This is a genomic window from Biomaibacter acetigenes (assembly GCF_003691585.1).
Classification (GTDB): domain Bacteria; phylum Bacillota; class Thermosediminibacteria; order Thermosediminibacterales; family Tepidanaerobacteraceae; genus Biomaibacter; species Biomaibacter acetigenes.
Genome location: NZ_CP033169.1, coordinates 90,040 through 116,730, shown reverse-complemented (window position 1 = coordinate 116,730; position 26,691 = coordinate 90,040). Strand labels below are relative to the sequence as shown.

25 protein-coding genes are annotated in these 26,691 nt (G+C 46.3%); 8 read left to right on the top strand and 17 right to left on the bottom strand.

The window, feature by feature from the left end; translation table 11 throughout:
- Nucleotides 1–52: 52 nt before the first annotated feature.
- The 6 genes from cphA to D2962_RS00470 all read right to left on the bottom strand — a co-directional run bounded on the left by cphA (nt 53) and on the right by D2962_RS00470 (nt 9,131).
- Nucleotides 53–2,680 (bottom strand): cyanophycin synthetase, encoded by a 2,628-nt coding sequence (gene cphA, locus D2962_RS00495; protein WP_122013788.1) that lies wholly within the window; start codon nt 2,678–2,680, stop codon nt 53–55.
- Nucleotides 2,681–2,898: 218 nt separating this feature from the next.
- Nucleotides 2,899–3,714 (bottom strand): cyanophycinase, encoded by an 816-nt coding sequence (locus D2962_RS00490; RefSeq protein WP_122013787.1) that lies wholly within the window; start codon nt 3,712–3,714, stop codon nt 2,899–2,901.
- Between the two features lie 85 nt (nt 3,715–3,799).
- A complete protein-coding gene (locus tag D2962_RS00485) occupies nt 3,800–5,455 on the bottom strand; it encodes a DUF3794 domain-containing protein (RefSeq protein WP_122013786.1) in 1,656 nt (551 codons plus the stop codon).
- 138 nt (nt 5,456–5,593) lie between these two features.
- Nucleotides 5,594–6,106, bottom strand: coding sequence for a hypothetical protein (locus D2962_RS00480; RefSeq protein WP_122013785.1), 513 nt, complete (start codon nt 6,104–6,106; stop codon nt 5,594–5,596).
- Nucleotides 6,107–6,157: 51 nt separating this feature from the next.
- Nucleotides 6,158–8,251 (bottom strand): DUF3794 domain-containing protein, encoded by a 2,094-nt coding sequence (locus D2962_RS00475; protein WP_162991026.1) that lies wholly within the window; start codon nt 8,249–8,251, stop codon nt 6,158–6,160.
- A 91-nt stretch (nt 8,252–8,342) separates the two neighbouring features.
- Nucleotides 8,343–9,131, bottom strand: a complete 789-nt coding sequence (locus D2962_RS00470; RefSeq protein ID WP_120765224.1) for an FkbM family methyltransferase — start codon at nt 9,129–9,131, stop codon at nt 8,343–8,345.
- A 156-nt stretch (nt 9,132–9,287) separates the two neighbouring features.
- Between D2962_RS00470 and D2962_RS00465 the strand changes: the two genes are divergently transcribed.
- From D2962_RS00465 to D2962_RS00440, 7 genes are all read left to right on the top strand, one after another.
- Entirely contained in the window at nt 9,288–9,740 is a 453-nt protein-coding gene (locus tag D2962_RS00465; protein ID WP_120765223.1) for a hypothetical protein, read from the top strand.
- A 135-nt stretch (nt 9,741–9,875) separates the two neighbouring features.
- The gene (locus D2962_RS00460; protein ID WP_120765222.1) at nt 9,876–10,625 is read left to right on the top strand and encodes a glycosyltransferase; all 750 of its coding nucleotides are present in this window, start codon (nt 9,876–9,878) and stop codon (nt 10,623–10,625) included.
- On the top strand, nt 10,625–11,635 hold the full coding sequence (locus D2962_RS00455) for a glycosyltransferase (protein WP_162991025.1): 1,011 nt from the start codon (nt 10,625–10,627) through the stop codon (nt 11,633–11,635). Before D2962_RS00460 ends, D2962_RS00455 begins: the two co-directional genes overlap by 1 nt.
- Before the next feature lie 24 nt (nt 11,636–11,659).
- Nucleotides 11,660–12,082 (top strand): hypothetical protein, encoded by a 423-nt coding sequence (locus tag D2962_RS18270; protein ID WP_245984815.1) that lies wholly within the window; start codon nt 11,660–11,662, stop codon nt 12,080–12,082.
- Entirely contained in the window at nt 11,968–12,771 is an 804-nt protein-coding gene (locus tag D2962_RS00450) for a glycosyltransferase family 4 protein (RefSeq protein ID WP_245984996.1), read from the top strand. The genes D2962_RS18270 and D2962_RS00450 overlap by 115 nt, the downstream gene beginning before the upstream one ends.
- 90 nt (nt 12,772–12,861) lie before the next feature.
- Entirely contained in the window at nt 12,862–13,239 is a 378-nt protein-coding gene (locus D2962_RS00445; RefSeq protein ID WP_147421223.1) for an SPOCS domain-containing protein, read from the top strand.
- 65 nt (nt 13,240–13,304) lie between these two features.
- Nucleotides 13,305–15,212, top strand: coding sequence for a DUF3794 domain-containing protein (locus tag D2962_RS00440; RefSeq protein ID WP_122013782.1), 1,908 nt, complete (start codon nt 13,305–13,307; stop codon nt 15,210–15,212).
- Nucleotides 15,213–15,265: 53 nt separating this feature from the next.
- On the opposite strand, the gene D2962_RS00435 is transcribed toward D2962_RS00440, so the two are convergent.
- From D2962_RS00435 to yabG, 7 genes are all read right to left on the bottom strand, one after another.
- Nucleotides 15,266–16,900, bottom strand: a complete 1,635-nt coding sequence (locus D2962_RS00435; protein ID WP_122013781.1) for a DUF3794 and LysM peptidoglycan-binding domain-containing protein — start codon at nt 16,898–16,900, stop codon at nt 15,266–15,268.
- A gap of 204 nt (nt 16,901–17,104) precedes the next feature.
- Complete coding sequence (locus tag D2962_RS00430; protein ID WP_120765216.1) at nt 17,105–17,320, bottom strand: hypothetical protein; 216 nt, start codon at nt 17,318–17,320, stop codon at nt 17,105–17,107.
- A 171-nt stretch (nt 17,321–17,491) separates the two neighbouring features.
- Entirely contained in the window at nt 17,492–18,223 is a 732-nt protein-coding gene (locus D2962_RS00425; RefSeq protein ID WP_120765215.1) for a CAP domain-containing protein, read from the bottom strand.
- A gap of 302 nt (nt 18,224–18,525) precedes the next feature.
- Complete coding sequence (locus D2962_RS00420) at nt 18,526–19,530, bottom strand: chymotrypsin family serine protease (RefSeq protein ID WP_122013780.1); 1,005 nt, start codon at nt 19,528–19,530, stop codon at nt 18,526–18,528.
- Nucleotides 19,531–19,637: 107 nt separating this feature from the next.
- Nucleotides 19,638–19,913 (bottom strand): Veg family protein, encoded by a 276-nt coding sequence (locus D2962_RS00415; RefSeq protein ID WP_120765213.1) that lies wholly within the window; start codon nt 19,911–19,913, stop codon nt 19,638–19,640.
- A gap of 159 nt (nt 19,914–20,072) precedes the next feature.
- Nucleotides 20,073–21,500 (bottom strand): stage II sporulation protein D, encoded by a 1,428-nt coding sequence (spoIID, locus tag D2962_RS00410; RefSeq protein WP_122013779.1) that lies wholly within the window; start codon nt 21,498–21,500, stop codon nt 20,073–20,075.
- 20 nt (nt 21,501–21,520) lie between these two features.
- Nucleotides 21,521–22,384 carry a sporulation peptidase YabG gene (gene yabG, locus D2962_RS00405; protein ID WP_120765211.1) on the bottom strand — a complete coding sequence of 288 codons (864 nt, stop codon included), beginning with the start codon at nt 22,382–22,384 and terminating at the stop codon, nt 21,521–21,523.
- 100 nt (nt 22,385–22,484) lie between these two features.
- On the opposite strand from yabG, the gene D2962_RS00400 reads away from it, so the two are divergent.
- Entirely contained in the window at nt 22,485–23,273 is a 789-nt protein-coding gene (locus tag D2962_RS00400) for a glycosyltransferase family 2 protein (protein WP_120765210.1), read from the top strand.
- A gap of 62 nt (nt 23,274–23,335) precedes the next feature.
- Here the strand turns inward: D2962_RS00400 and D2962_RS00395 are convergent, their stop codons facing one another.
- The 4 genes from D2962_RS00395 to D2962_RS00375 form a co-directional block, all read right to left on the bottom strand.
- Complete coding sequence (locus D2962_RS00395; RefSeq protein ID WP_120765209.1) at nt 23,336–23,806, bottom strand: ribonuclease H-like YkuK family protein; 471 nt, start codon at nt 23,804–23,806, stop codon at nt 23,336–23,338.
- A gap of 238 nt (nt 23,807–24,044) precedes the next feature.
- Complete coding sequence (gene rsmA / locus D2962_RS00390; protein ID WP_245984811.1) at nt 24,045–24,887, bottom strand: 16S rRNA (adenine(1518)-N(6)/adenine(1519)-N(6))-dimethyltransferase RsmA; 843 nt, start codon at nt 24,885–24,887, stop codon at nt 24,045–24,047.
- Between the two features lie 39 nt (nt 24,888–24,926).
- The gene (locus tag D2962_RS00385; RefSeq protein WP_222927607.1) at nt 24,927–25,724 is read right to left on the bottom strand and encodes a resuscitation-promoting factor; all 798 of its coding nucleotides are present in this window, start codon (nt 25,722–25,724) and stop codon (nt 24,927–24,929) included.
- 365 nt (nt 25,725–26,089) lie between these two features.
- A complete protein-coding gene (locus D2962_RS00375; RefSeq protein ID WP_120765206.1) occupies nt 26,090–26,680 on the bottom strand; it encodes a TatD family nuclease-associated radical SAM protein in 591 nt (196 codons plus the stop codon).
- Nucleotides 26,681–26,691 lie beyond the last annotated feature (11 nt).

Below are 26,691 nucleotides of genomic sequence, written 5' to 3'. Positions count from 1 at the left end.
TATATTATAATATTTCACACAAAACTTTAAAATCCTGCCTGTATAAAAAATATTAAATTATTCTCATCGCCCCGGTGGTTTTTATGATTTTATCCTGAGATTTTGTTATGGCTTCCAGGGCTTTTTCATAGTGTTCATAAAAGATAACTATAAGGTCTCCTTCCAGGGCGTTTTCAAAGCTCCTGGCAATGGCTTCTTCTTCTTTCAAAACCACATCTATCTTATCCCTCTTTAAGCCGGCGGAAAGAGCGCCTTCCAGGAGCAGCGAAGCCACCTCTCCAGGTTTCCGGCCTCTCAAGTTTTCATCTTCCTTTATTATAAGGCGGTTAAAGCCTTTGCCCGCCACGTGTCCCAGGGCAATTATGTCCTGATCCCGCCTATCACCGGGACTGGCTATAACCCCCACCAGTCTGGCAGGTTTTAAAAGCTTGGCGGTATTAATGACGGCCTCAACGCCCGCAGGATTATGGCCGTAATCCAGCATCACGGTAAAGCCGGGCATCTCCATGATGTTCATGCGGCCGGGGTTGATGTTTTCACTGCAGTCGAACTCCCTCAGGGCACGGGCTATGACTTTAAGAGGCACATTCAGGGCCCAGGCTGCTGCTGCGGCCGCCAGAGCATTCTGTACATTGTGCCTTGCCCTGCCTTTCAGGGTAGCAGGAATGTCCTTCACCTTCATGAGGAAATTTTCCTCATTTCCTTTTTTGAAGAATATGGTCCCATCCCTCACATATACTCCCCTTCCGCCCTGGCTCAGGTGCTTTCTCAGCACCAGGTTGTCTTCCTCGGCGCTGAAAAAAATAACCCCGCATTTTGCGCGGTTTTTCACTTCTACCGCCATTTTATCATCGGCATTCAAAACCGCAAACCCTTCCGGTTTTACCTGTTCAATCACCAGTGACTTCACAAAGGCCAAATCTTCAAGAGTCTCGACTCCATCAAGGCCCAGGTGGTCGCCGGTGATGTTGGTTATGACACCCACATCGGCTTCCTCGTAAGCCAGGCCGCCTCTTATAAGGCCGCCCCGGGCCACTTCCAGAACAGCCGCTTCCACCCGTGTATCATACAGCACCGTCCTGGCACTTTCGGGGCCGCTGCAATCTCCCTTTTTTATGCACTGCTGCCCTATATAAACTCCATCGGTGCATGTCATGCCCACATTGAGACCCCAGGCCGACATTATTTGCCTTATCATTCTCACGGTGGTAGTTTTGCCATTGGTGCCGGTGACCGCCACCAGTGGAAAGCTGGGAGCGCCTTTGGGAAACAGCAAGTCCGCTATGGCTTTGGCCACCGGCCTGGGCTTTCCTTCGGAAGGGAACAGGTGCATCCTTATGCCCGGAGCCGCATTGACCTCGATGACAGCCCCACCGCTGTTTTCCACAGGAATGGCTATATCCTCCGTAGTGATATCGATACCCGCAATGTCAAGGCCCACTATGGATGCAACCCTCTCAGCCAGATCCCTGTTTTCGAGACAAACCCTATCGGTGACATCCACGGCAGTGCCACCGGTGCTCAGGTTTCCGTTTTCCCTGAGGAAAATCTGTTTTCCCTTTTCGGGTACCACCTCCAGGGTTAGCCCCTGGCGGGCCAGCACCATGTGTACCACCGGGTCTATTTTAATTTTAGTGAGGGGTTTTTCATGCTTTTCACCCCGCAGGGGGTCACTGTTGATAATATCCACCAATTCCTTAATGCTATGGATTCCATCCCCCACCACGTGGGCCGGTATCCGTTCGGATGCGCAAACAAAACGCCCTCCCAATACCAGAATACGGTAGTGGCGCCCCATGACCTGCCTTTCCACAATGATTTTAGAAGAATATTCCGCTGCAAGATTGAAAGCTTCGGAAACCATCTGGGGGGCCTTAAGGTTCAGGCTTACACCTTTGCCCTGATTGCCGTCACAGGGCTTTATTACCACCGGGTACCCCAGTTTTTCTGCGGCTTTTAGAGCATCCTCCTCATTATATACCACTTCACCCGTAGGTACAGGAATTCCCGCCATGGAGAGCAGTTCTTTAGTCAGCGTCTTGTCACAGGCTATATCCACCGCAAGGCAGCTTGTGTCCTGGCTTATGGTGGCCTCTATGCGTTTCTGCCGGGCTCCGTAGCCGAGTATCAGCATGCTGCCTTCTCCAACGCGGGTTACGGGTATGCCCCTGCTTCTCACTTCCTGCACTATGGCAGCGGTGCTGGGCCCCAGGCTTCTGTCCACGGTCTCCCTGGCCAGTTCCCGGACTATCGCGTCAAGGTCAATTTTTTGGGAGCGGAGAATTGCTTCTATTAGTTTTACCGAAAGCTCCGCCACTTTCAAGGCCGGATATTTCACCTTATATCCAAAAATAATATTGTAAAGGCTTCCTTCGATTTTCCTGGCCTTGCCGAATTTCACATCCTGACCCGTGAGATTCAAAAGTTCTATAGCCACATGTTCTATCACATGTGGAAAGTATGTGCCTTCTTTCAGGCGCAGCAAAAAACCTCCGCGGGTTTCAAAACAGCAGTGGTGCTGTGCCAGGCCCGGCAGGTAATTTAGTAGAGTATCATTAAATCCCGAAAAATCCCTGGTGGGTATATCCTCCATATCCTTTACGTCAAGAATCATTTTGATGACGGGTTTCGGGCTGTAGATATTAGGGCCTTCTATGGCCCTTATGTCTACAATATCCATCATATTCCTCCTTGTAAAATACCTTCCTGATTCCTTCCTTAATATGCTATCCATTTCCACTTCGCCTATACATGAAGTTGGGGCAACACCCTAAACTTTCCGTTCGACTTGTTGTTATCTCACTCTACAGTTTTCTTTAGTGTTGCCCACCCCTTCGAGAAGCCGCTGGTTTCATGCCCCTGGTCAAACCTCGAGCGTCAGTTTTCGAACTTCGAACCTCAAACCTCGAACTTCGAAAAAGGTTGTCGCGTCTTCAGGTTAAAGCCGGCGCCGGAGGAAAGCACATGAATCCTGGCGCCAAACAGGTTTAACGGTTCGCCGGGGGAGAGTTCCGACACATTGGTGTATTCTATATCACTGCCATCCACCACCGTCACCGTCTGGGACCCTACCACGGTGAAAGTGGCATCGGGATTCACCAGTACGGCCGTGTCTTCATCGATGCCCACCCCCAGCACATAGGGATTCTGAGCCACCGCCAGGAGCAACCTCCCTATACGGCCCCGCTGGGCGAAGTGCTGGTCTATGACAACTTCCTCCAGCAGACCCATCCCCGGCGCCATGCTGATGGCATTGCCTTTAGGGGCCTGGTCCCCGTCGCCACCGATGAGCATTATATCGCTCATGGCCGATGCTCCGGCACTGGTGCCCGCAATGAGCACCCCGTTGTTATAGGCCGCATGCAGCGCATGGTATACCGGGCTTCCTCCCAGTAGACTGGTGATGCGGAGCTGGTCTCCTCCCGTAAAAAAAATGCCGGTGGAGCTGGCAATCCTGTCAATTATTTCTCCCCGGCATGCCTCCTTTCGGGTTTCTATGTTGAGAGCCACAGCATCCCGGACTCCGAGCTTTTCAAAGATTTTTATATAACTTTGCCCCACCTCCCGGGGATTCTGGGCAGCTGCGGTAATTATGGTTATGCTGGCCTTTTCCCCCCCCGAAAGCTCCACCACCTTTTTAAGTATGTCGCATTTCCTTTCTTTATCTTCGGCTCCTCCTATGATCATGAGATGCCCTCTTACTTTTTCGCCCAAAAAAGATCACCTCGATATGTATTATTACCACTTTTTTTCAAAACAAAAATCCCGCGGTAAGCGGGATTAGTTTTATTTTTTAATTTTAAACCGGCAATTGTACCTGCGTAACGGCAAGCCTTACAGTTGTCGTTACTTTAGCCAGGACCTGCAGCACCACTTTCTCCAGCATCTGCGTTTCCGACAGAAGTTCCGGAATCACGCTTTCAATGGTGGGGACAAGAACCACGCTCATTCCAGGAACCGCACCCGTCACATCTACAAAGAAGCTGAAATCTACATCCTCGCTCTGTTCATATTCGATGTTATCGGTGCCGATATAGAATATCTGTTTATGAACTGTGCCCTGGATAATTACCTTATTGGCAATAACATTGCCTGTAATGGATGTTACGCTGGCGTCAATGTTCCTTATCTTCTGTGTAGGCCTTTCCATGGTCACAATATCCTGCAGAAGGGTTTGACCGGTGGCCTCTCCGGCCACTTCCGGCACCACAACCACAGGACCGGTTCCTTCCACAAGATTTATCTGGACATTCTGGGTTACCACCACTTCAAACATTATTACCACTTTTTGAAGCAAAGTAGTTTCATTTTCCAGGGTATAGTTGATAGCTTCGATGGTCGGATGGACCTGAACATTCATCCCAGGCCCGGCCCCTGTCACATCGACAAAAAGGCTGAAGGGCACGTCTTCCGCCTGGTGGTATTCCACATTATCTACGCCCACATAAAAGATTTGCTTGTGCAGTATTCCCTGGATTATAACCTTGTCGGTTATTACATCCGTCGTAATATCCCTGACTACTGCGGTGATTTCATCAACTTTCTGAGCGGCATTGGCAAGGGTCACTGTAGTTTCTGCTATAAGCTGCTGGGAGCCGGTCCCCATGACCTGGGGCACATAATAAAGCGGAGTGCCGATTCCGGCCACCACATTGAGAATCTGGGTCTGGGTTACCACGGCGCTGAATGCCTGAATAACTTTTTGATGCAGTGTTGTGGGGTTTAAAAGGTTATAGGTGACATGCTCAACCGCAGACGTCACGGTAACATCCATACCCGGTGCTGCTCCCGTGATATCCAGAAAATAGCTTATGGGGATTAGTTCAGTCTGGTGATGTATCACCGTGTCTTCCCCCACGTAAAAGATCTGCTTGTGGAGCGTTCCCTGAATGATAACTTTACCGGGTATCACGTCAGTTCTTAAATTTTCCACCATTGCCCTGATTTCCCGGATTTTTTCAGCGGGACTCGCCAGGGTCACAGTAGATTCTACCATCTTCTGGATGGTGCCTTCCCCTATGAGTACAGGGACTTTAATTTCTGGGTCCATTTTTGTACCTCCTTTTTGGTTTTGATATAAATAATCCTGAGATTTTTGTTTTCCCTCCTTTTGTGGAAAAACAATTTCTTTTATTAAATCCTCAGGGTTATCTTCTAACCCCGGTTTTTCATCAGTTGGGTTAAATGATGTATGAATCTCTTCCGCTTCTCCATCAGTGGGGTTAAATGATGTATAAATCTCTTCCGCTTCTCCATCAGTGGGGTTAAATGATGTATAAATCTCTTCCGCTTCTTCCTCAGGATTTGTTGTTTTATAGTCAATTTCCTGTATTTTTAATTCTTGTCCTTCCCCGGTTGTTGCTGGTAACGCCGTGTTTGAAAAAAACTTCTTTAATAAAAAATAGCAAATCACCACAACTAGCACCAATGTTGCAGCATAAACCCATACCGGCATGAAATCCCCCCTTTGCTTTCCCGAGGACGTTTCCAGTTGTATAAAAGAACAGATCGTTTATGGTGAAATCTCAGTTTGCTTAATTCTATAATATGTGAGCAACATAAAGATGGTTACAAAAAAAGAGGCTATTTAGCCTCAGTAAAATTTTTCCCTCTCTTTTTTTATAATGCCTTCGCTTAAGAGTTTCTTTAGAATGGGTGACAGTATTTTAAATTTCAGATTCATTTCCCGGCTTATGTCAAAACTTGTAATGCCAGGCTGTTTTTTTATCATGATGGCCACGGCTTTTTCGCTGTTTGAAAGCTGGGGTTTTTTTATCGCTCTGACATTCACGGCGGCATCCTGACCGTCGGCAGCTTCACAAATGCCAGTGGTTTCCGGATTCTGTTGAAATTGTGTGATGCTCACAGCTTGCGGTATTGAAGACAATTTGTCTACTCCGCCAAGGCGGTTATCTTTATATAGCTTTTTACGGTAATAAGCCTTTACTGAAAACTCGTTGTCCAGGATGACCTGATATTCTCCATCAGACAGCCGGCACAGAGCTCTGTAGCCATCGGACTCCTGCTTTATATCAAGCACCTCCACATCTATATGGGAAAACTCCCTGAAAAAATCTACTATCTTTACGGATATATCCTCCATCATACTCACCTTCTTCCCTTTGATTTTTTACCTGCTATAAAGACGAACATCTATTCATGGTGTTGCTTTCACCTCAATATAGCAGGCTTTTATACGCACCTCATATTCCCCCTCCATCATCTCCCCACCGGCGTTCAGCAGAATTTTCCTGGGTTTTGCCGTAAATTCCATGCGGCTCCCATCAAGGTTTCTGCCGGCGCCTATATAAAACCTGAAGGCGGATTCGTCAAAGGCCTGGTACACAAGGTTGTCCCTGCCGGTATAAATGGCGTTTATTCGAATGCTGCCCGCCGCCCACAGGCCGGAGGAATCCTCTTCCAGCCATGATTTTTCTACGTTTATGTTCACTTCCTTTATAAAAATGGCAGGGGATGAAAGAGGCATGATATGAGATATCTCCATAACTTTTTCATCGGTGGATACCCTCTGGTAAACGCCTGAAGAACGATCAGAAGTTCCGGTTACAAGATACAGGTCCTCCTGGCGGGTAGCTTCTGCATTAAAGTTCAGGTTGAACATAATCTCCACCAGGGAGGGACCGGATATTTTTTCCGAAACTCTTTCAGCCCTGGAAAGGACCCTGACCTGCATGTCTTTTGTCCCGCCGGATATTTCTCCCAGAACCCCGAAAGGCGAAACGGTTTTTACACAGCGGACAATTCCCCCGGGGTCCGCATAGTACATATGTATATCAAGCTCGCCGCAAATCAAAAACCTGTGGTCCAGCACCGTCACATCGAGATTTTGTATTTCTCCTTTAATGTCTTCTATATATAATGCAGGATATTCGAGGGGTATTTCAATATTTTCCACCAGATCAAAAGTCCTGGTTTCCAGAATTTTATCCACCTGGAAGAGCTGCCTTTCTATTCCCTCCCGCGGTGTTATATCGGTAACGGCCAGGGTATGTTGCCTTACGAAGCCGGTATATTTTATTTCCACCAGAGCCTCTATCAGAACTCCTTCGCCGGAACATTCGGCTGTTATTAAATGAAGTATTTTTGCCTGTACATCAAACTCCGTTCCGGATTCCACTTTGCCCAAACTATGGTTTTCGGAAAATTCCATTTCAAGAAAGTTGTAAATCTCACGGAAGCTTTCATCAAGATAAAAAAGCTCAAATCCAATGGTACCATTAACTACCAGAGATTCTCCATCAACCTCCCAGCAAAGTTTTTGAACCCTGCCGTATAAATCTATTTTTTTTCCGGCCGGGGGCGAAATTTTAAAATTCTGCTGTCTTAAAAAGGAAAACTGGCCCTCATCGATGACCTGCTTGAGCAAAAGGTCTTCCTTTACAACCTTAAATCCTTCCCGGTCAAAGTCCGTCACCACACGGTTTTCCACCCTTTCCACCACCTTCACCTTGAGCTCAAAACCTATAATCACATCATAGCACCCGGATTTTCGGGAAGGCCGGCAATATACATCATGAAAAAAGACAGAAAGACGGGCCTGCTGTTCCGGCAGAGCTTCGGAACAGGCGACCACATCTTCAAGGGGAAGTTCAATCTGGCCGTGTCTCTCCACTCCCGAACTCCCCTGGTAAAATATATCCACCGCAATTTGACCTTCCACCACCACCATCCCTTTTAAAATCCGGGCCTGAACCCCGGCGATATATGGTTTTACAGCAATAATGGCGGTGCAGCCGGGACACTCAAAAAAGCCTCTGGCGATTCCGGGTTTTACCTGTTCTTCTACGGTGCGGAAAGTCACTATCTTTTCCGTCATTACATTCAGCATCTCGGGGGCTACATCGGACCTTTCCACCACCGCTTTAATATTAAATTGCAGTAAAAAAGCCATGGAGAGCGTCTCGCCCGAAAGATAAGATTCCTTTGGCTTCGCCGAACACGCAACACATATTTCCATGTTTTCAATGATCTTTTCCGGGAAAAAGACATATCTTAAAGGCTTTTCTTCGCTGAAACAATGGAGGGCACCCTTTTTGTCCAGAAAATATATATCAATTTGAAGAGTTACCCATATTACCAGGGCGTTTTCATTTATATTTTTGCGGATATTCACGACTTTTGTGACTATGTCGTCTATTCCGGCGGGCAATGGTTTCAACTTTATATCAAAATGCACATCCCTGGAATAAACCTTTCCCCACACGATTTCCTCCACCCTGAAATTCTCCATTTCATGCCCCTCCCCATATAACTTTATGAGATGAAAAATTTTTTTATGAAGGAAGGGCATAAAATTACTTTTTATCGAAAAAAATGAGGTATCAACATTTAAGCACAATATCAGCACAAAAATCCATTGCCGCCAGATCATTGACACTGATAGGAACTAAGTCCCCTTCATCGGATAATTTAAAAAAACTCCTGTTGAATATAGTTTCCATTTGCTTTAGATTCTGAATAAAGGGCTCCCTGTCATCTTTCAGCATCATTTTATTTAGCTCAAAAACCACGGTTTTTACAACTTTTTGTTCCATCAAGCCTTTCATGCCCAGAAAAGCCTGGTATTCTCCACCTTCAATATCCATTTTGACCAGGTCTATGTGGTCGAAACTTTTCAGGTAAATATCAAGGGGTTCGGCTTCCACTGTAATTTCCTTGATTTCATCTTCAAAACGCTTGAAATATTCCCGGTCATGGCAATTAATCGAAGAATTGCCCATAAACTTCAAGGCCATATAAAAATTTATTTTGGCGCTTGAAGAATAAACCGCTTTCTGATTAAGGGTCACTCTGTCGTGAAGACAGTTTAAAGATACATTATCAGAAAGGAACCGGTACAAATACGGATTGGGTTCGAAGGCTATGACTTTTCCCCCGGGGCCAACCAGTTTACCAGCGAGAACTGTGAAATACCCGATATTTGCGCCGATATCAAATACAATATTTTCTCTCTTTATGTTTTTTATCATATATCTGGTGAGCGGAAGCTCAATGGAACCATTTATTAGAAGTTCAGGAACAATACTCAAATCTTCCGACGGCACCAGCAGGCTGCCGCCCCACACGGTCAGAACCAGCATCTTATTGTTTCCGATATATGTACCGCGCACTTTATCACCCCATTGTTAAATTTATTTTTTAATCCTTTAAGATTATTTTACTTCAATATAGCCTCAAAGGTGCTTTTAAAAAAAAACTTATTTGATAGGTCTAAAGTAACAAAATTAATTCACCAAGAATATTATTTAACAGGAGGTGAGAGAGATATGGCTTTAACCTATACGGCCAGTTCCACCGGAAGTACCCTGCAAACTGCCAATGTGGCTATTGCAGTTTCTCCTGCCAGCGGTGTGCTCTCCGTCACGGCAATGCTGCCCGGCGACAGTGCCACGGCGGTGATAAATGTCTCCAATACGGGCGATGTGGATGAATATTATTTTGTTAGCGCCGATTGGAAGGCATCCCCCGGAACTACTACAAGCCATGCGGCTCTGCTCGCAGACAATCTAAATGTAAGCGTTTCCGCAAGCCCCGGCGGCAGCATATATACCGGCAAGCTCAGCGGCCTTATCGACAGGCCCGACAGTCCCGGTCAGGCCCTGGCATTGACCACCGGCAATGAGGATGTGACCTTTACTTTCTACTTGCCCAGCACCGCCGGCAATGTAGTTGGAAATATAGATATGACCCTGGACTTCGTGTTTGTAGCAACATCCTAAATAAAAGAAAGGTAATAGCGGGAAAACCCAGGGGTCTGGCTCCCCGGTTTTCCTGGCTATTGCCTTCCGTTATAAAAAATCCTTAATTCTAAATCCTCAGGCCCAAGGCCCGGGGTATTTAAAAGGAGAGATACCATGATAGAAAAGATCAACAATACCATAGTAGCCATGATGCCTGTAAGAAATGAGGCGGGGCGGTATCTTGAAAAAGTCCTGGAGCACCTTTCAAAGTGGGTAGATAAAATCGTGGTCCTGGATGACTGCTCAGAAGATGATACCGTAAAGCTTGCCCGAAGTTTTGAAAAAGCTGTTGTTTATGAAAATGAGCGTCCCCTTTTTGCCGAAGATGAATCGGCTCTCCGGTCAAGGCTGTGGAACCTGACGATTAAGGAAAATCCCGGATGGATTGCGGCCATCGATGCCGATGAGATTATGGAAGACAGGATCATCGATGAAGTGAGGTTTTTAATCGACCAGGATTACTATGATGCCATATATTTCAGGGTGTTTGATTTCTGGGCGTCACAAACCCATTATAGGAAGGATGGGGGTTGGGACCCCTGGGCCAAGTTCTGGCCTTTCATGGTTCGCTATAAACCCGATATAAATTATTTCTGGCCCAGGAAGGAAATCCACGGCGGCCGGTTTCCAAGCCCCTGCGAGGGATTTGCACCGTATTATTCGGACATAAGATTGAAGCATTATGGCTGGGCCAATGAAAAGGAGCATTACAACAAGTTTCTGTTTTACCGCCAGAAGGATTTGAAACTCTTCGGCAACATACGCCCTCATACCCAGAGTATCATGATATCCCCAAAACCCGCGGACCTGGAGGAATGGAAGGAATCCAGGCGGCTTTATTTTTTGAAAGAGGAGAAAGATTAATGGATAAAATCCTGTATCTTCCATGCTTTGATTTTTTTAACCATCCCCAGAGGCCACAACACCTTTTATGGGAGCTTTCTAAACTGGGTTTTGAGGTCATATACTGCAATGTCACCAGGTCATTACCAGACTTTGTCCGGATTTCGCCGACCTTCACCCTTTGCGGCAATGTAGATGCTTTAGACCTGAAGAAAAGTTACATCATGTGGCTCACCCATGGACCTTATGCTGACCTGCTCTTTAATTTCAATCTCAGGATGGTCGTAAGCGATTTTGCGGATGCCACCGTTGATGAGTTTTCCCAATTTGCCGCATATGACGAAAAAAAACTTGAAGCCGCAGACCTGGTACTGGCAGCTTCACAAAAGATATTTGACGACCTTTATAACCGCCACCATAATTGCCATTTAATAAAAAATGGAGTGGAATTTGAACATTTCAACCGGAGTCTTTCAAAAGGGCGAATTCCGCAGGACCTGGCAAAGCTCATGACAAAACCCATCATTGGCTTCTGGGGGGTACTGGCTCCGTGGTTGGATTTTCCCCTGATAAGGACAGCCGCTGACATGAGGCCTAATTATAATTTTGTGTTTCTGGGGGCTGCCAGCGCACCGGTAGTAAATCTGCCGCAGGGTAAAAACATTTTCTATCTGGGCCCCAGGAATAAGGAGGTTCTACCCGACTATGCACGCTGGTTTGATACCGCCATTATTCCCTTTGAGGTAAAGCCCGTGACGCTGGCGGCAGACCCTTTGAAGGCTTACGAATATCTGGCCTGCGGCCTGCCGGTGGTGTCTACATATTTACCCCAGCTTGAGGGAATGGCAGATGTGATGCTTTCAAGGACTCCTGAAGAGTTCATATCAAATCTTGACCGGGCAGTTTTCAGCGGCAAGAATCCGGAGGCTATAGAAAGCCGTATAGCCTTTGCCCGGAGAAATTCCTGGGGGATGAGGGCAGCGCAGGTGGCAAAGATCATCGATGATACCCTTGCTTTTAAAATAGGATAATATGCTATCAGGAGAGGGTAAAAAATGGGAAAAAAAGTTGGAATTTTGACCACTAACTTTTTCAGTCCTGACGGCACCCGGATGATATACGGCGGTGCCGAGCGGTACGGCCTGGAACTTACAAGACTTTTGCTGGAACTGGAGTATGAAGTAAGCTGGTGGCAGATAGGAAGCGGCTGGAAAAAAGAAATTCTACCTGGAGTTGTAATAAATACCATACCTGAAACTAGGAGTGAGCTTATGACCTTCCCTAATTTTAACCAGCATTTTATGAGCAAGCTATGGATGTGGATTATGCCATATATTTTGTTACCTTCCTGGCATATCCCCAGGTGCTGGAAAAGAGCATATCCATTTCCCATGGTGTGTTCTGGGATTATCCCGGATTTGACCATCAACTGCCTACTGAAGCTGAACGGAAGGAATGGCTCCGCAGGCTTCACATAGCCTTGAGCGGCCCTCAAAAGGTGGTTTCGGTGGATACCAATACCATAAATTGGATAAATGCTACCTGGCCGGGGCTTTCGCACAAATTAGAATATATCCCCAACTTTGTGGATATCGATAGTTTTTCGCATAGAGTCGACCATCCCGGCAAGGTTAGAATAATATTCCCCCGGCGGCTTACGGCGGTAAGGGGGGTAAATGAAGCAGCCAGGGCGGCCAATGTGCTCACCAAAAAATACCCCGGAAAGGTGGAATTTCATTTTGTGGGGAGAGGGCATTCGGACCAGCTGGAAGGTGAGGCTTTGAAGTGGGCCTCGGAAAAAGACGGCATATTTTACTACTGGCAGCCACCCCACATGATGCCCGAAATCTTCCGGCACATGGACATCGCTTTAATACCCACGAAGGGCACCGAAGGCACTTCCCTTTCATGCCTGGAGGCCATGGCCGCCGGATGTGCTATTATAACCACTGCTGTAGGAGGCCTTACCGACCTCATAATAGACGGGTTCAACGGCCTTCTCATAAAACCTACTCCTAATAACCTTATAGATGCTATTGAATATCTGATAAATGACGAAAAAGAAAGAAACAGGCTTTCACAAAATGCAAAACTCACCGCTGAAGCCTTCAGTGTCGGCCGCTGGAAACAAAAATGGAAGAAGGTCATATCAGAAGTTTTTAATTAGGTTGTGATAAAATTGTTTACCCATGTGGCAAAATGTATAAACAATTTCATAAGAGTTCCGCCTATCTCCCCTGGCCCTCTGGAGGTAATTTTGCCCGTAGTTATAGCAAAAAAGGAGCAATCCTTTCTCTTTTCAACGGTAAAGCCGCTGCCGGCTGTTCCCAAAAATATAAGAGAAATAAAACCCTATGTGAACCAGGTTAATTTTAATATCATGAAAAACTTTGTGATATTTGATTTAGAAATTTCCCAGGATGTGTTTTATGTTATAGATGGCAGGGTAATGGTGCAGGGATTTTCCGATGTCTTTTCCGACGCTATACCTGTCCCTGGAGCCCGGGAAGGTATGGAAGTTAGAGCCGATGTGGAAGCTGAAATTTTTTATAACAGCTCGGACAGCAGCATTTTTGAGCAGGTGCTCGTAAATATGAGCCTTCAGCTTATAGAGTATCGGAATATTATATTATAATTCCCATCGCCATTTTCGGCATATCTGAATAATATAGATTAACAGGGGTTAAAGGGGGGAATAAAATGTACGAATCAAAAACGATTCTCATAAGACAAATTCCTATTCTGGCTCGAAAAATTAAAAAGGTCACCGCCAAAATAATAAATCTTGGCCATATTGTTTTAAATGATAAGGTTATTGTTCAGGGTATGGTCCACAAGCAGCTATATTTTGTCGGTACCGATGATATAACCCACCACATGTCGGATAATATCCCTTTTGGAGATTTGGTGGAAATCCCCGGTGCAAGGCCCGGTATGCAGGCTAATGTCACTGCAGACATAGAGGAAACGACTGCCGGGCTTTCCCCTAAAGGCGACAGCGTCATTGTAAAGGTCGTGGTAAAAATAGGTGTCAATGTTGAAGACATTGTTAATATCGATGTCGTTTCAGGACCCTATGGGCCCATTCTGGCAGAAGCTGTGGTGGGCTCGGTGGCCCAGCAGGTGCTGGTAGAGGAAACCGCCACCCTGGAAAATGCCGCCGTAAAGGTTGCCGAAGTACGGACTGAACCTGTAATACAGGGTACTGAGGTGATGGAAAACAAGGTGATAATTCAGGCAGTTCTGCATAATCAGGTGTTTTATGTAGGCGAGGATGGCATCTCCCACTACCAGACAGTGGATATTCCCTTCAGCGGCTTTGTGGAAGTTCCCGGGGCCCTCCCGGGAGCAAAGGCTTATGTGGAGCCTCTGGTGGAGGCCAATGAAGCTACACTGCCTGCACCTCAAGAACTTCAACTCAAATCGGTGATATTGATGAGTGTCACCGTAGTTTCCGAAACAGTCACCGGCATAGCCGTGGCTGCCGCGGGCCCTTTATACAGGGTAAATGTGGTGATAGGGCAGCCAAAAGATTTTCAGCACCTGGTAGAATCCAGCATAGCCCTGCAAAACCTCGCTTCTAAGGTAAGAGAAATAAAAGCCGGCATCACCGGCCTCCATACGCTGATTATACGAGATAAGGTCATCATACAGGGAATATTGCACAGGCAAATATATTATGTGGGCACCGATAACATCAGTTATCACCAGGCTGAAGATGTTGCTTTCACCGCCTTTACGGATTATCCCGGAGTTCTGCCAGGGCATGTGGTCAATATAGAGCCACAGGTGGAATACACCGCCTTTGAATTTTTACCCACAGGAGAATTATATGTCAAAAATATAATCCGTTTCCGATTGACAGTGCTGGAAATTCAAAATCTACATGTAGTCACCGGTACGGGCATTGTGTCGCATATGCCTCAAATAATAGGATCAAGCACCAAACAGATCATGGTCACCGATACGGAACCCATTGTAGTTCCCGGTGAACTCAAAGTCATAAAAGACCCTATTGTAATATCTGAAGAATTGTCAGGGACCCGGCAAACTCAGGTAAATCATACAGTAGATGTATCCCATCCGGCTGTAGCCTTAAGCGAGACCCACTGTATCATTGAAAATGTAAGCGGCACGCCCCTTGATGATGCTGTGATTGTTGACGGTGATATTAGATGTTTTATATCCTATGTGGGGAGCGACGATGTAGTCTATCACGTGGAATTTAATGATAGATTTTCTGTCCTTGTCCCCCTGCCGGGTGTCAATCCTTCAGACACTGTAAAAGCCTCGGCAATGGTGGAACACATTGATACTGACATACTTCCGGGAGGCAACCAAATAAGGCAATTAATTACTATCAGGGCATTTGCGAAGGTTTTAAGGGAAGAAACGGTATATGTGGTGACCGATGTAGAGGGCCCCGGCATCACCACCGAAAAACTGCTGGTACGTGTCAAGATACCCTCCGGCGAAATAGTGGAAATGTATGTGGTGATAGAAGTCTACGACTCAGACCTTATTGTCACGAAGAGGACTCTCATGCTGGATGTAGTGGGTGAAGGCATAAGACCCGTGGATGTAGTTGTCGATATTAGAAAAATATAAAAATCCTGATTGACCAAAATAAAAATCCCGCCGTAAGCGGGATTTATTTTGAATCAAGTCATGCGCCGGGGTATCACTAATTGCTGGCCGGGCATTATACTGTCGGGGTTTGCTATGTTGTTGGCTTTCACGATAGAGTCAACGGTGACATTGTATCTCTTAGCTATGTTCCAGAGGGTGTCGCCCTTTTGAACGATGTAGATGGTCATGGAGGGCTTTTCTTCTTCTTTCTTTTCCTTCTCCTTTTTCTCTTCTTCTTTTTCCTCTTCCTCGGGCTCTACGACATTTACTACCACTTCTATCTGCACCATCTGGGTGACCTTTGCCCTCAGGCCGAGGACCGCCCTTACCTCGAACCTACGGGGATCGTTGGGGTCCACCTTGGAGGAAACATGCTCCACATTCACATCAAAGTCCAGGGTCATATTCTCTTTGGCACCGGGGATTTCCACAAAGGTAGTAAAGGGAACCTCGTGTTCCATAAAGTGCAATGGCTGCAGCGGAGCTCCCGGGATGCCTGTCACATCGGCTACATATAATGTCTCCAGTGTAAGGGTGCCTTCCACTATTACCTTGTCATCAATGATGCGGGACTCAGTAACAGTGGCCTTGGCTTTTGTCCTGTAAATCTGCTCGATGGGAGGTTTCTCATCGGGCACGGTTAAGACTTCCTTGACTACAATCTCATTTTCGGCCTCGCCGATGACCTGGTCCACCTTCAATAAGGTCTTTTCAACTTCCAGTTTTTCGGATGGGCTGAATATATCCACCACCACATTGAGGATCTTGGTCTCGAAGACTTTGGCCTTGATCTTTAAAATGGCTTCAACCGTAACGGTCCTTGCATCTTTCCTCCGGCCCCGGATGTGCTCCACTTCCACCTTCACCAGTTTGGCCATGCCTTCCTTAGCCCCTGGGATTTCCACGAACTGTGTGAAAGGTACCTCTACCTCCATAAAATGTACTGGTTGTTGAAATTCACCTGCAGGAACACTGGCTACATAGAGTACACTTACCTCCAGAACACCCTCGATGATGATTTTATCGTCAATTATTTTGGTTTCAGTTTCCCGGGCCTTGCCTTCCACCTTAATGATTTCCAGAATATCCGGTTTGTTATCGGGCACCGATACATCGCTTTTTACGATGTTCTGGGCGCTGGCCTCGCCCACCACATCTTCAATCCGGAGGGACTTTTTCAACACCTGCAGGTCCGCAGGACCCGTGGCATCCACCACTATTTCGATTTCCACCCTCTTGGTGACTTTCACGAAGAATTCCACTATGATTCTTACCTTGATTTCTCTGGGCCTATTGGGATCAAAGCTGAACTGGATATGCTCTATCTTGGCCTTTACCCTTACGTCCATGTTCTTTTTAGCCCCGGGGATCTTTACAAAAAAGCTGAAGTCCACGGTGCCTTCCACAAAGTGGACCGGCTGTGTACCTTCCGGCACTGCACCCACATACATGGCATTTACATCGATTTTTCCTTCCACAATTACCTTGTTTTCGATGATGTCGGTTTCAAGGCTCTCGGTGTTTAAAGTCGCATCTACAGATATGACCTGCTGTATATCCGGTTTGCCGTTGGGTAGTGTTATTATTCCTTCCACCACAGACTGGGCCTTATCTTCGCCCACCACCTGGTCGACCCTTACCAGTTCTTTTGTGAGTTGTACACCCATTTATATCCTCCTTTCCCTAAAAATGCATCCTTACTCTTTATATAATATATGTGAAGCTTGCCAAATATGTTACTTATTTTTAGGTTTTTCCGTATTTGGCGGTGCATCACAGGATGTTTCGGTTTTTTCGTCACAGGCTGCGGACTTTTCCGATGCTTCCTGAGGTTTTTCTTAATCTTCCGCAGGTTTTTCCGAAGCTTCAGGCTACTTTTCTTCGTCCCCCGGCTTTTCCTCCGCCGGCGCCTCTTCCGGTAACTTTTCTTCCGGTAGCGGTGTTTCTACGTTCTTCGGCTTTTTTTCTTCAGGCTGCATCTTGTCTTCGGGGAAATTTAACCGGTCTTCATTGAAGAGTTTCTTTAAAAAAAGATAGAAGACTACTATGACAATACCTATTACCACAGCATAAATAAAAATCGACATAATAACTCCCCTTTCTTTTACATGTAAATCTTAATATTATAATATGAGGGGTCTGTTTCGGAAGTTCAATAAAAAAATAAAATAAAAAAAAGAGGCCTGTTGCCTCTTGACTTATCCACATTATTCACAGGTTATTAACAGGAAATTCACAAACTATCCTTCTATAAAAAATTATTTTGTTCCTATAAATGTCTGGGTATACATTTTCCCATAAGGGCCTCCGTCTACGATCCCTATACCAATGTAATTATAGTTCGGATTCAGGATATTTGCCCTGTGTCCGGGGCTTGCCATTAAGGCTTTATGGGCTTCTTCCACATTGGGGGCACCTGCCAGGTTCTCTCCGGCATATCTGAAGCTCACTCCATTGGCTTTCAAGGCATCGAAGGGAGTGCCGTATGTAGGTGAGGTATGGCCGAAATAATGTTTATCTATCATGTCCTGGCTCTTTTTTCGTGAAATTTCTACCAATCTCATGTCAATTTTCAATGGTTCGACACCGGCCTTCTTTCTTTCGGCATTCACCAGGTCCAGCATTTTCTGTTCATCGGCGGTGAGTTCCTTGATTGAAGGCTGTTTTGGCGCTTCGACAGGTTTTTTGCTGCCGCTGTCAGATGGCGGTGTTACTTTTGGAGGTTGGGGTGCCGGAGGGATTGTTTTACCGCCGGACTGCCCGTTTTCCGAAATGAGAACCCATTTGCCGTCTTTGTAAGTATAAACATACCTGTAAGTCTTTGTAAAACTCACGGTACCATTATTGTCTATAGGGACTTGAATTGTCTGGGTCTGACCATTGACGGTGAACCTGATATTATACCAGGTTGTAGCGCTGGCAATACCGGGTATGATCAGGACAAAAGCCATCAGAAGTGCGATAAAAATGCTTTTACGGTTGCGATGCATGGTCTTAACCTCCCTGGTTTTTTAAACTTGTGGGGATAGACTGGAATGTTAGTATAATTATAACAATATCGACATTGTTCGACAATCCGGTTATCCGGGGAAATGCCGCAATATAAAAGGCAGGTCCCTTTTCACGGGGAATCCCTGCCTTTTAATATAAAATTTTTCCCTTATGTTTAAAATATTACTATGATGGTTAATTTATCCTCATGAGCAACATATAATAATCATATCCTATATTTCTAGTTTTTTCAATATAAGATTTTAGTGTAAAAACTAAGTCCGCTAATAATTAAAAATAGCTAAAAAGTTACTTTTAAAAGCTTCATCACATTCACTATGGGATTGATGATGGTAGCCTCGTCGGAACCTGCAAAGAGAAGGCCCACCGCATTCATGTTTTCATCCACCACAATGGAGCCGCTGTCTCCGGGCTGGGCCATGGGCCCCGTGAGAATTTGCTCATAAAAGGTAGCCTCCTCCGAGGGACCCAGCATGACTTTGAGCATCACGTCCAGGGCTTTTATTTCACCGGAAGTGATACCGCTGGTGCGTCCGCTCTTCTTAACCACCATACCGATTCTGGGCTCAGCGGTGCCTTTTATACTGCCCAGGTCAAAGATTTCCTGTGAAATGTACTCGGGCTTTACCGGTTTTGCCACCGCTGCGTCGATGAGGTTATGTGCAGGTGTGTTTTTTATAAACTGCATGCGGTAATTGGGTTTCACCACTTTTAAGATCAGGTTCGCTGCCTTCTCTATGCTTTTTGCTACCGGGCAGCGGTCTTCACCGGTGTTTTTTAATATAGGTACAAATCTTTCCAGATGTGCTATCACATCCGACATGCTTCCCCCATCATATGCGCCCGGCTGTAAAATGGGGTCCCCCACGGCAGATTTCCCATCGCGGCCGTCGGTGGCATTGGCCAGTACGTGATTATTAGAAAGGATAAGAGTTTCCCCGGTTTTTTCATCTTTTACCACTGCGCCGAAAGTGCCTGCGGTAATCTTAAAATGGCCTATGCTCATGCCCGGCCGGGCCGGCCTGGCCTTTTCGGTCCTGGATGCAAGAAGACGTATCTCACCGACTTCTATCACGTCCGTGGGCACTTCATTTAAATTCTTGGGCACTATGTGCTTTGACTTCAACTGTTCTTCCGGAAATTTCTTTTTTACTAGCACCATGACGGCGGGCTTATTTGTAATCCTACCCCGTACAATCTTGTATCCCATGCCAATACCAACCACATTGTCAAGGCTTAAAAGCTTTTTTTCATACTGCCTCAGTATTCTCTGAATCCTCTCCACTTTGTTTCCCCCTTTCTTTAGCCTCTAATCTTTCGTCATTAATATATATATATTTGGAAAGGGGGAGATTTGTGTAAAAAAGGCAAAAAAAATAGCCCTTTTCAGGACTATATGGAGCTGTATTTAATTTTTTGTTCTCCTTTGGAACAAACGGTGAGTTCCACTGTTTCTGTCAATATATCCGAATAACTGTATGAAATACGCCGCACAAAATCCGGCGATTCGGTCACCTTAACCACAAATATATTCGGATACACCTTTTCCAGTATGCCTTCCTTTTCAAAGGTCTTCTTACGGCCGCGGTTAGCTTTGAGTCTTACAGTTTTTCCCACATAGGATTCCACACTTTTTCTTATCCTGCCGAGTGCATCTGCCGAAGCCATAACCTCACCTCTCAAAAATACAAAATACAATGTATATTATAACACTGGTGAGGCTTTTTGTCAAATATTATATTATTTTAGCAAACCCGCAGTTTTTTGTCAATCATCCAAATCAAGGAAACAGGGTCTTCCCGGCTGGAAGACCCTGTTTTTCCCGGATTATTCCTGGTAGTATAAAATCACGCCTTCGATTATTGCACGGGCTGCCTTCTGTCTGAATTCAGGTTCTGAAAGCAGCCTTTCTTCTTCGGGGTTACTCAAAAAAGCCACATTTACGAGGACCGATGGATTGTTGGTTTCTCTCAAAACATAGAGGTCGGCTTGCTTTGCTCCCAGGTCATGGAGCATCAGTGCCGAAACCAGCTGCCTTTGTATGTGCTCAGCCAGCTTTTTGCCTTCCGCATCCCCGGGATAGTAGAAAGTTTCGGTTCCTCCCATACGGTCATCCATAAATACATTCTGGTGTATGCTGATTGTGATGTCCGGTTTTTTGTCATTGGAGAACTTAACCCTTTCAGCCAGGCTTTTGAACGCATTTTTATCCCGGGTGAGGAAAACAGTGGCCCCTTCCTTTTCCAGGCCTTCTGCCAGAACCCTGGCTATTTCCAGGTTTACATATCCTTCCGAAAGCCCCATGGGCCCGGCGCTGCCGCTGTCGCCGCCATGTCCCGGATCCAGCACAATGGTCTTGCCCTTTAAAGGTTTTGATGAAGTGGGTTTTTCCAGGGCTTTAAGTTCGACACCGGTAAAGTAAAACTTGAGTATTTCATCCACCGGAAATCCCAGCAGCGCCATGCCGCGGGCACCGTACTGGCAGAGGCCCAGACCGTGCCCCATGCCCATAACCTGGAAGGATATGCTGGAGACCTTCCATGAAAAGCGGGTGGAAGACAGGTTCAAAAGGTTCCTGACTTCGTCCCCATCAAAGAGCATATCGCCTATCCTCATCTTTTTTATACGGCCGGCGGCGGTGCTGCTTACCCTATCGATAAGACCCGGAATTTCCTTCTTATCTACCTGGTTATCATCAAAATTGATGCCAAGTCTCCTTTTGAGCTCCCGGACGGAAAAATTCCTGGTGGTCTTCCAGTAAGGGGAATCCTTACAGTATATGCACTCCACCCTGCGGAGATAGCTTACCCTGTTCCCCCAGACATTTTCGGAATCCTCGGTATAGCCGCCGCAGGCAGGATGATATATGGCTTCTATGGGATTATCATTGTAGACGAGGATTAACTCCCGGGTTTCCTCCACAGCCTGCCGTATCTTCTGAGTATATTCTTCATAGCGGCTCTGCCAGAGCCTCTGCCGGTCTTCCTCATCCAAAAAACCCTGACAGTGATTAGCATCGTTGCACACGTCAAAGTCCTGCTGCCTCCTGCATCCGCTGCCTCCGAAGATGCGCATGCGCTTTGCCGCCATGGTACGGCAACAGACGGCCTGGGCCTTGAGGGCTTCTTTGGGAAATTCCGGGGGCATGCTCGCCGCCACGGCTCCCACCACATATTCCTCCAGGTCCAGGATGCGTGCCTCCTGCTTTTCGGCATTATAAAGTTTTATGCTTAAAACCTCGGATTCGCAAGTCAAGAAGACCACCTCCCGGTTTGTTATTCATACGGTGAACGAGGCAAACCCTCCCGGAATTTTCCGCGGGTTTCCACTCCCCCTATGCCTTTAATCCCCGTTATGGTAGCATCTATGACATCCCTGGCGGAAATAATCTTGTTTATGGGGGTAAAAGCCACTTTTTCTATGATAAACACCGGATCAAGAGCATGTATAAACACCCTGTGGGGGGAACTGGCAAAATTGGCTCCTGCTCGCAGGATTCCCTCATAATGGGACTGACATGCCCCCGCAAATATTACCAGGTCATCCAGGGACGGTTCAAATCTCCTGGCGGCTTTTACAGATTCGATGAAATATTTGGAATTCCTGTAGCTTTCAATATCATTGAAATTCCTGTTGTTCCTGATCAAACCATCATGCCCCGTAATCACCAGGATATCGGGATTGTATTCCATCAATAGTTGACCCACCTTTTTGTGCTGCTCTTTTTCCGGAATACACATGCCGTGGGCTTCAATTCCCAGTTGCTTGTAAGTGGTCATGCACAGTTCCAGGTATTCTTCATCGCCATCTATGTGAAGAACCGTCCCGGGAACATCAAAAAAACCGTTATTTTCATTACTTTCGGCCCGGGAAAAACGTTTCTGTCTTTCCAGTTCTCTTCTGTAAAAAATGCGCTCCATGGACTCGTTGCTTTTCTTGATATACTCCCTCTTATAATCCCTGATCTCGGCAGAAGATGGCAGGACAAGATCATCTATGGGAGCGTCGGCAAGCACTCTCACATTCAAACCCTTCAATGTGGCGTATCTTTGGTCTTCAAAGATCTCCACGACTTTGAAAAAAACATCCCTGTCGTAGGAGATCCGGGTGACCACATCGCCTATCTTGATCTCTGCCACATTTAACCCCCCCTTTTTATGAATATTTCACCCCATCCGGGTTTATTACATAATATGAAATTATCAGGGGGGATGTGAGCAACAAAACGAGGTGGAAAAAATGAATATAGCCGTGGTTCCTGCAAAAAATGAACAAGGAAGAATAGGCAAAGTCCTTACAATGCTCGGTGAAACCAGAATTGACAGAATCATTGTAGTAGTTAACGGTTCCAGAGATAATACTATGAGGGAAATAAAATCCTTAAATATGCCCAACGTGGAAATACTCTACTTTAAACCCGAACTTGGCGTAGATATCCCCCGGGCCATAGGCGCTTACAGGGCCTTTAAAGAAGGGGCCTGCTGCGTGGTTTTTGTAGATGGAGACATGATAGGAAACATGCTGGACCATATCAATGACCTCATATCAGCCGTAAAGGATAGCGGGATAGACCTGGCCATGACCAACTGCTACCCGGAGATTGTTTACGGCAATGAACTTACCCAACAGCTTTTGATATTTCGCAAATTACTGAATGTAAACCTGGGGATATATCATAAAGTGGGGGTGTCAACTCCTTCCCACGGTCCCCATGCGGTGTCCCGCAAGTTTCTGAAAAAGGCAGACTTCAGAGATTTCGCGGTACCGCCCGTAATTCTGGCTTTTGCGGTAAAGCAGGACTTTTGCGTGGATGTGGCCACAAGTTTACCCCAGAGTAAAATGGGTTCAAAGGTTAGAGGTTTCTATCACGCCGTCAAGATCGCTGAAACCATCATCGGTGATACCCTGGAGGCCTTGAATTATTTCAATGATAAGCCCAGGACCCGGATATACCTCCACAGGGAATTCCAGGGATATAATCCCCGGAGGCGCTTTGATATTCTGGAAAAATTCCTGAAGAAAAATTAAAAGCCGGAGAATGTCCGGCTTTTTATGTTCGAGGTTTCGAACTTCCAACTTCGAACTTCGAGCTACTTGGTGTATTTATCCGCTACCTTTGTGGCTCCGCAGGCATTGGGTTTTATCTTGATCTTATAACCGCTGCCCATGACCCATCCTACCACTTCCCGGATGAGTTCCTTAGTGTCTCCGTTTTGACCGATGTCGACATGGACTTCCACATCCATGTCTTTATACCGGGTCTTGCTAAGCTCCTCCTTGAGCAGGGTCACCGCTTCTAAAGACATAGAAGTTTCGGTGAAGATCTTATGCCTGAGATTTTTCACCGCGGACATGACCTTGCGCCTGTAATAATAGCGGGCACCTTTACCCACCCTGTGTACTATGATGGCGGTGACAAAACACACATGATCGCGGGCCTGGGAATCGGTACCTATTATCAATTTATATGAGGCAGAAGGCTCCTCTTCCATAAAAGCTATCATATCCTTGACTACTTCGGAAAGGGGAAGTCTCCCTTTTGTAGGGCTGACAAAATGCATGGTTATCCCATCCTTATAATTGCATAAATTCGATATGTATCCAGTCTCTCCCTCTACCTCCAAATGGGAAGTGAGAGGTGGGAAGTCGGATGTGAGAATAGATGAAATTGGCAAAACCAATTTCTAATTAATACTTCATACTTCCTTCCTCACACTTCAATTTCTCAATTTTACTTTAAGATCTAATCTCGGGGTGCCCACCGACAGTACAACGGTTTTGCCGCAACAAGCGTTTAGTTCAATGGCGAAGTACTGCCGTAAGTCTTGCAAACTCTTTAATAGATAGCGTCTCACCGCGACGCGTGGGGTCGATGCCTGCTTGTTCAAGGGCAGCGTCAATTTTATCAAGGGATATGCCTGGAAAGACAAGCCGACCTTTAAGGGAATTTCTTATGGTCTTTCGCCGCTCACCGAAGGCTGCCTCCACCACTTTGAAAAAAAGGGCCTCGTCTTCCAGCATCACCCGCGGCTCCTGCCTTAAAAGAATCCTCACTACGGCCGAATCCACTTTAGGCGGCGGTATGAAGGCCTCTCTGCCCACCTCGCATACAATATCCACATCGGCATAAAGCTGTACCGCAATGGATAAAATGCCGTAGTCCTTTCCGCCGGGTAGGGCTGTTAGCCTGTGGGCCACCTCTTTTTGCACCATAACAACCGCCACCTTTATCATGCTGCGGTTTTCTACTATTTTCATTACTATGGGGCTCGTGATGTAATAAGGAAGATTTGCAACCACCTTGAAATCCGAATTAAAGTATTGCTCTTTTAATAATTCCAAATCTAATTTTAGCACATCCTCTTCAATTATACAAATATTTTTGAAATCCCTGGTTGTACTTTTTAAAACTGGGATTAGATTCCTGCCCTTTTCCACGGCCACCACTTTCCCGGCCTTTTCACAAAGCTTCACCGTTAGCACCCCAAGGCCTGGCCCTATCTCCAGCACACAATCTTTCCGGTGGATGCCCGCCGCATTCAGCATCGCATGGATGGGGTCCTCGTCCGTCAGAAAATGCTGTCCCAGCCTTTTATCGGCCTTGATGCCGTATTTTTTCATAATTGCTTTAATATCCATCATATGTCTCCCAACTAAAAAAGATAGAGCACCCCCTATCTTTCATTCCAGCAGATACACCTTTATTCTCCTGGCGCCATATCTTTCGGTTTCCCCATGGGTGGGATAATAAAGGTCGATGCGGTTTCCTTTTATGGCGCCGCCGATATCGGCTGCCAGAGCAAAACCGTATCCTTCCACATAAAGCCTGGAGCCAAGGGGTATGACCCTGGGGTCCACAGCTACAATGCCGGGTCTCACTGGAATCCCAGAGTAGGTAATGCCGTACTGGGGGTGCCCCGGTTCTTTGTTTGTACACTTTTTACATGCGCAATAAGCTGTCGCCAGCATCCTGAAGGCTTTTTTAAACCTTACCTCTCCCCTGGCGGTAGCCACCGTGGTGATGGTGCCGAACTCCACAGTTTCATTTTGCACGGGGGTTATTATCTTTTCCTCCGTAGCCTGTCTTTCAACTTCCCGGCCATCTTCGAAGGTGACCTTATAGGTCACTTCCTTCAAACCGTCTTTGCCCTTTGAAAGCACCCTGGAAAGGCCTTTTTCCATAGCGTTGTTTTCTTTTTTTATAATACGGTACGGTATCTTTACTTTCTGTTTTTCAAAGCCCTCGGTGACCCGGATGATTTTTATTTCATCACCGGAACTGAGGTGATTTTCCCCGGCGGGGATTACTTTATCCAGGGGCGATACGGCAATGCCGGCCTGGGCAAGGACATCCTTCACGGTCCTTTTTGTGGTGAGCATGTCCACCGTTTTTCCGTCGGCGGTAACTCTTACGGAGATGGCCCGGGTTATGCGTATCACAAGTTCGTCCTTTAAGGCGGTACTTACTTCGGGCTCCACCACATCACCGGGATTTAAAACGACTCCGGCTTCTTCCAGAGCGTCCTTTACGGTTTTTTTTTGAAGTTTTCACCTCATATAACCGGGTCTCATCCAGGACCTTCACATCTTTCATCACAACGCTGTAAGTTCCCACCATAATTCCGAAAGCAACACCACAGGCCACTACAGCAGTTGCAGCTTTCCTGGAGACTTGTTTCCTCAAATTTTCCAGAAGTTTTAATTCCATATGATCCCCCAAAATGGGCAAAATGGTTTTTATATATGTTAAATATCTCCATTATTGCCTATTTTTATTCCGGAGCAACCAGCCTGTGGGATTTTAAACCATTTTCAAAGTAGGACCTGATTTAATATTTATAGAATTATCCCTTGTCGTAATGCCTTACTCTGAATTCAACCCCCAGATCCTCTGCCAACTTGCGGCACTTTTCCACATCGATGGAAGGAAGGTCCACCACCGATAAGACCACCCGGGGAATATAATTCTTGCATTTCCTGGTAAACTCCAGGATGGAATAATAGGCCTCTTCACCATAGTCGGAACGGCACATTTCCTGGTATTTACCGGCATTCTCGGCATTGAGGCTTATGGAGATTACATCTATAAGCCCCTTGAACTGGGGAGTCACATCCTCGCCATATATGAGGTTGGCCTGGCCGTTGGTATTTATGCGGATGGGGACCGATGGATAATTTTTCTTGAGGTATCCCGCCACGTCCAGCACCGTCTGAAGCCTCATGAGAGGCTCACCGTAGCCGCAAAAGACTACTTCTTTATAGCCGGTGGGGTCGCCTATAGCTTCTATTATTTCTTTAGTAGTAGGTTCTTTTTCCAGCCAGAGGTCATAGCCCCCCACACCGATCTCGTTGTTTCTTATGCAAAATCCGCATCTGTTCGTACATCTGTTGGTGATGTTGAGGTATAGGGAATTTCCGAGTTTGTACGTTATCATCGTTTCGCACC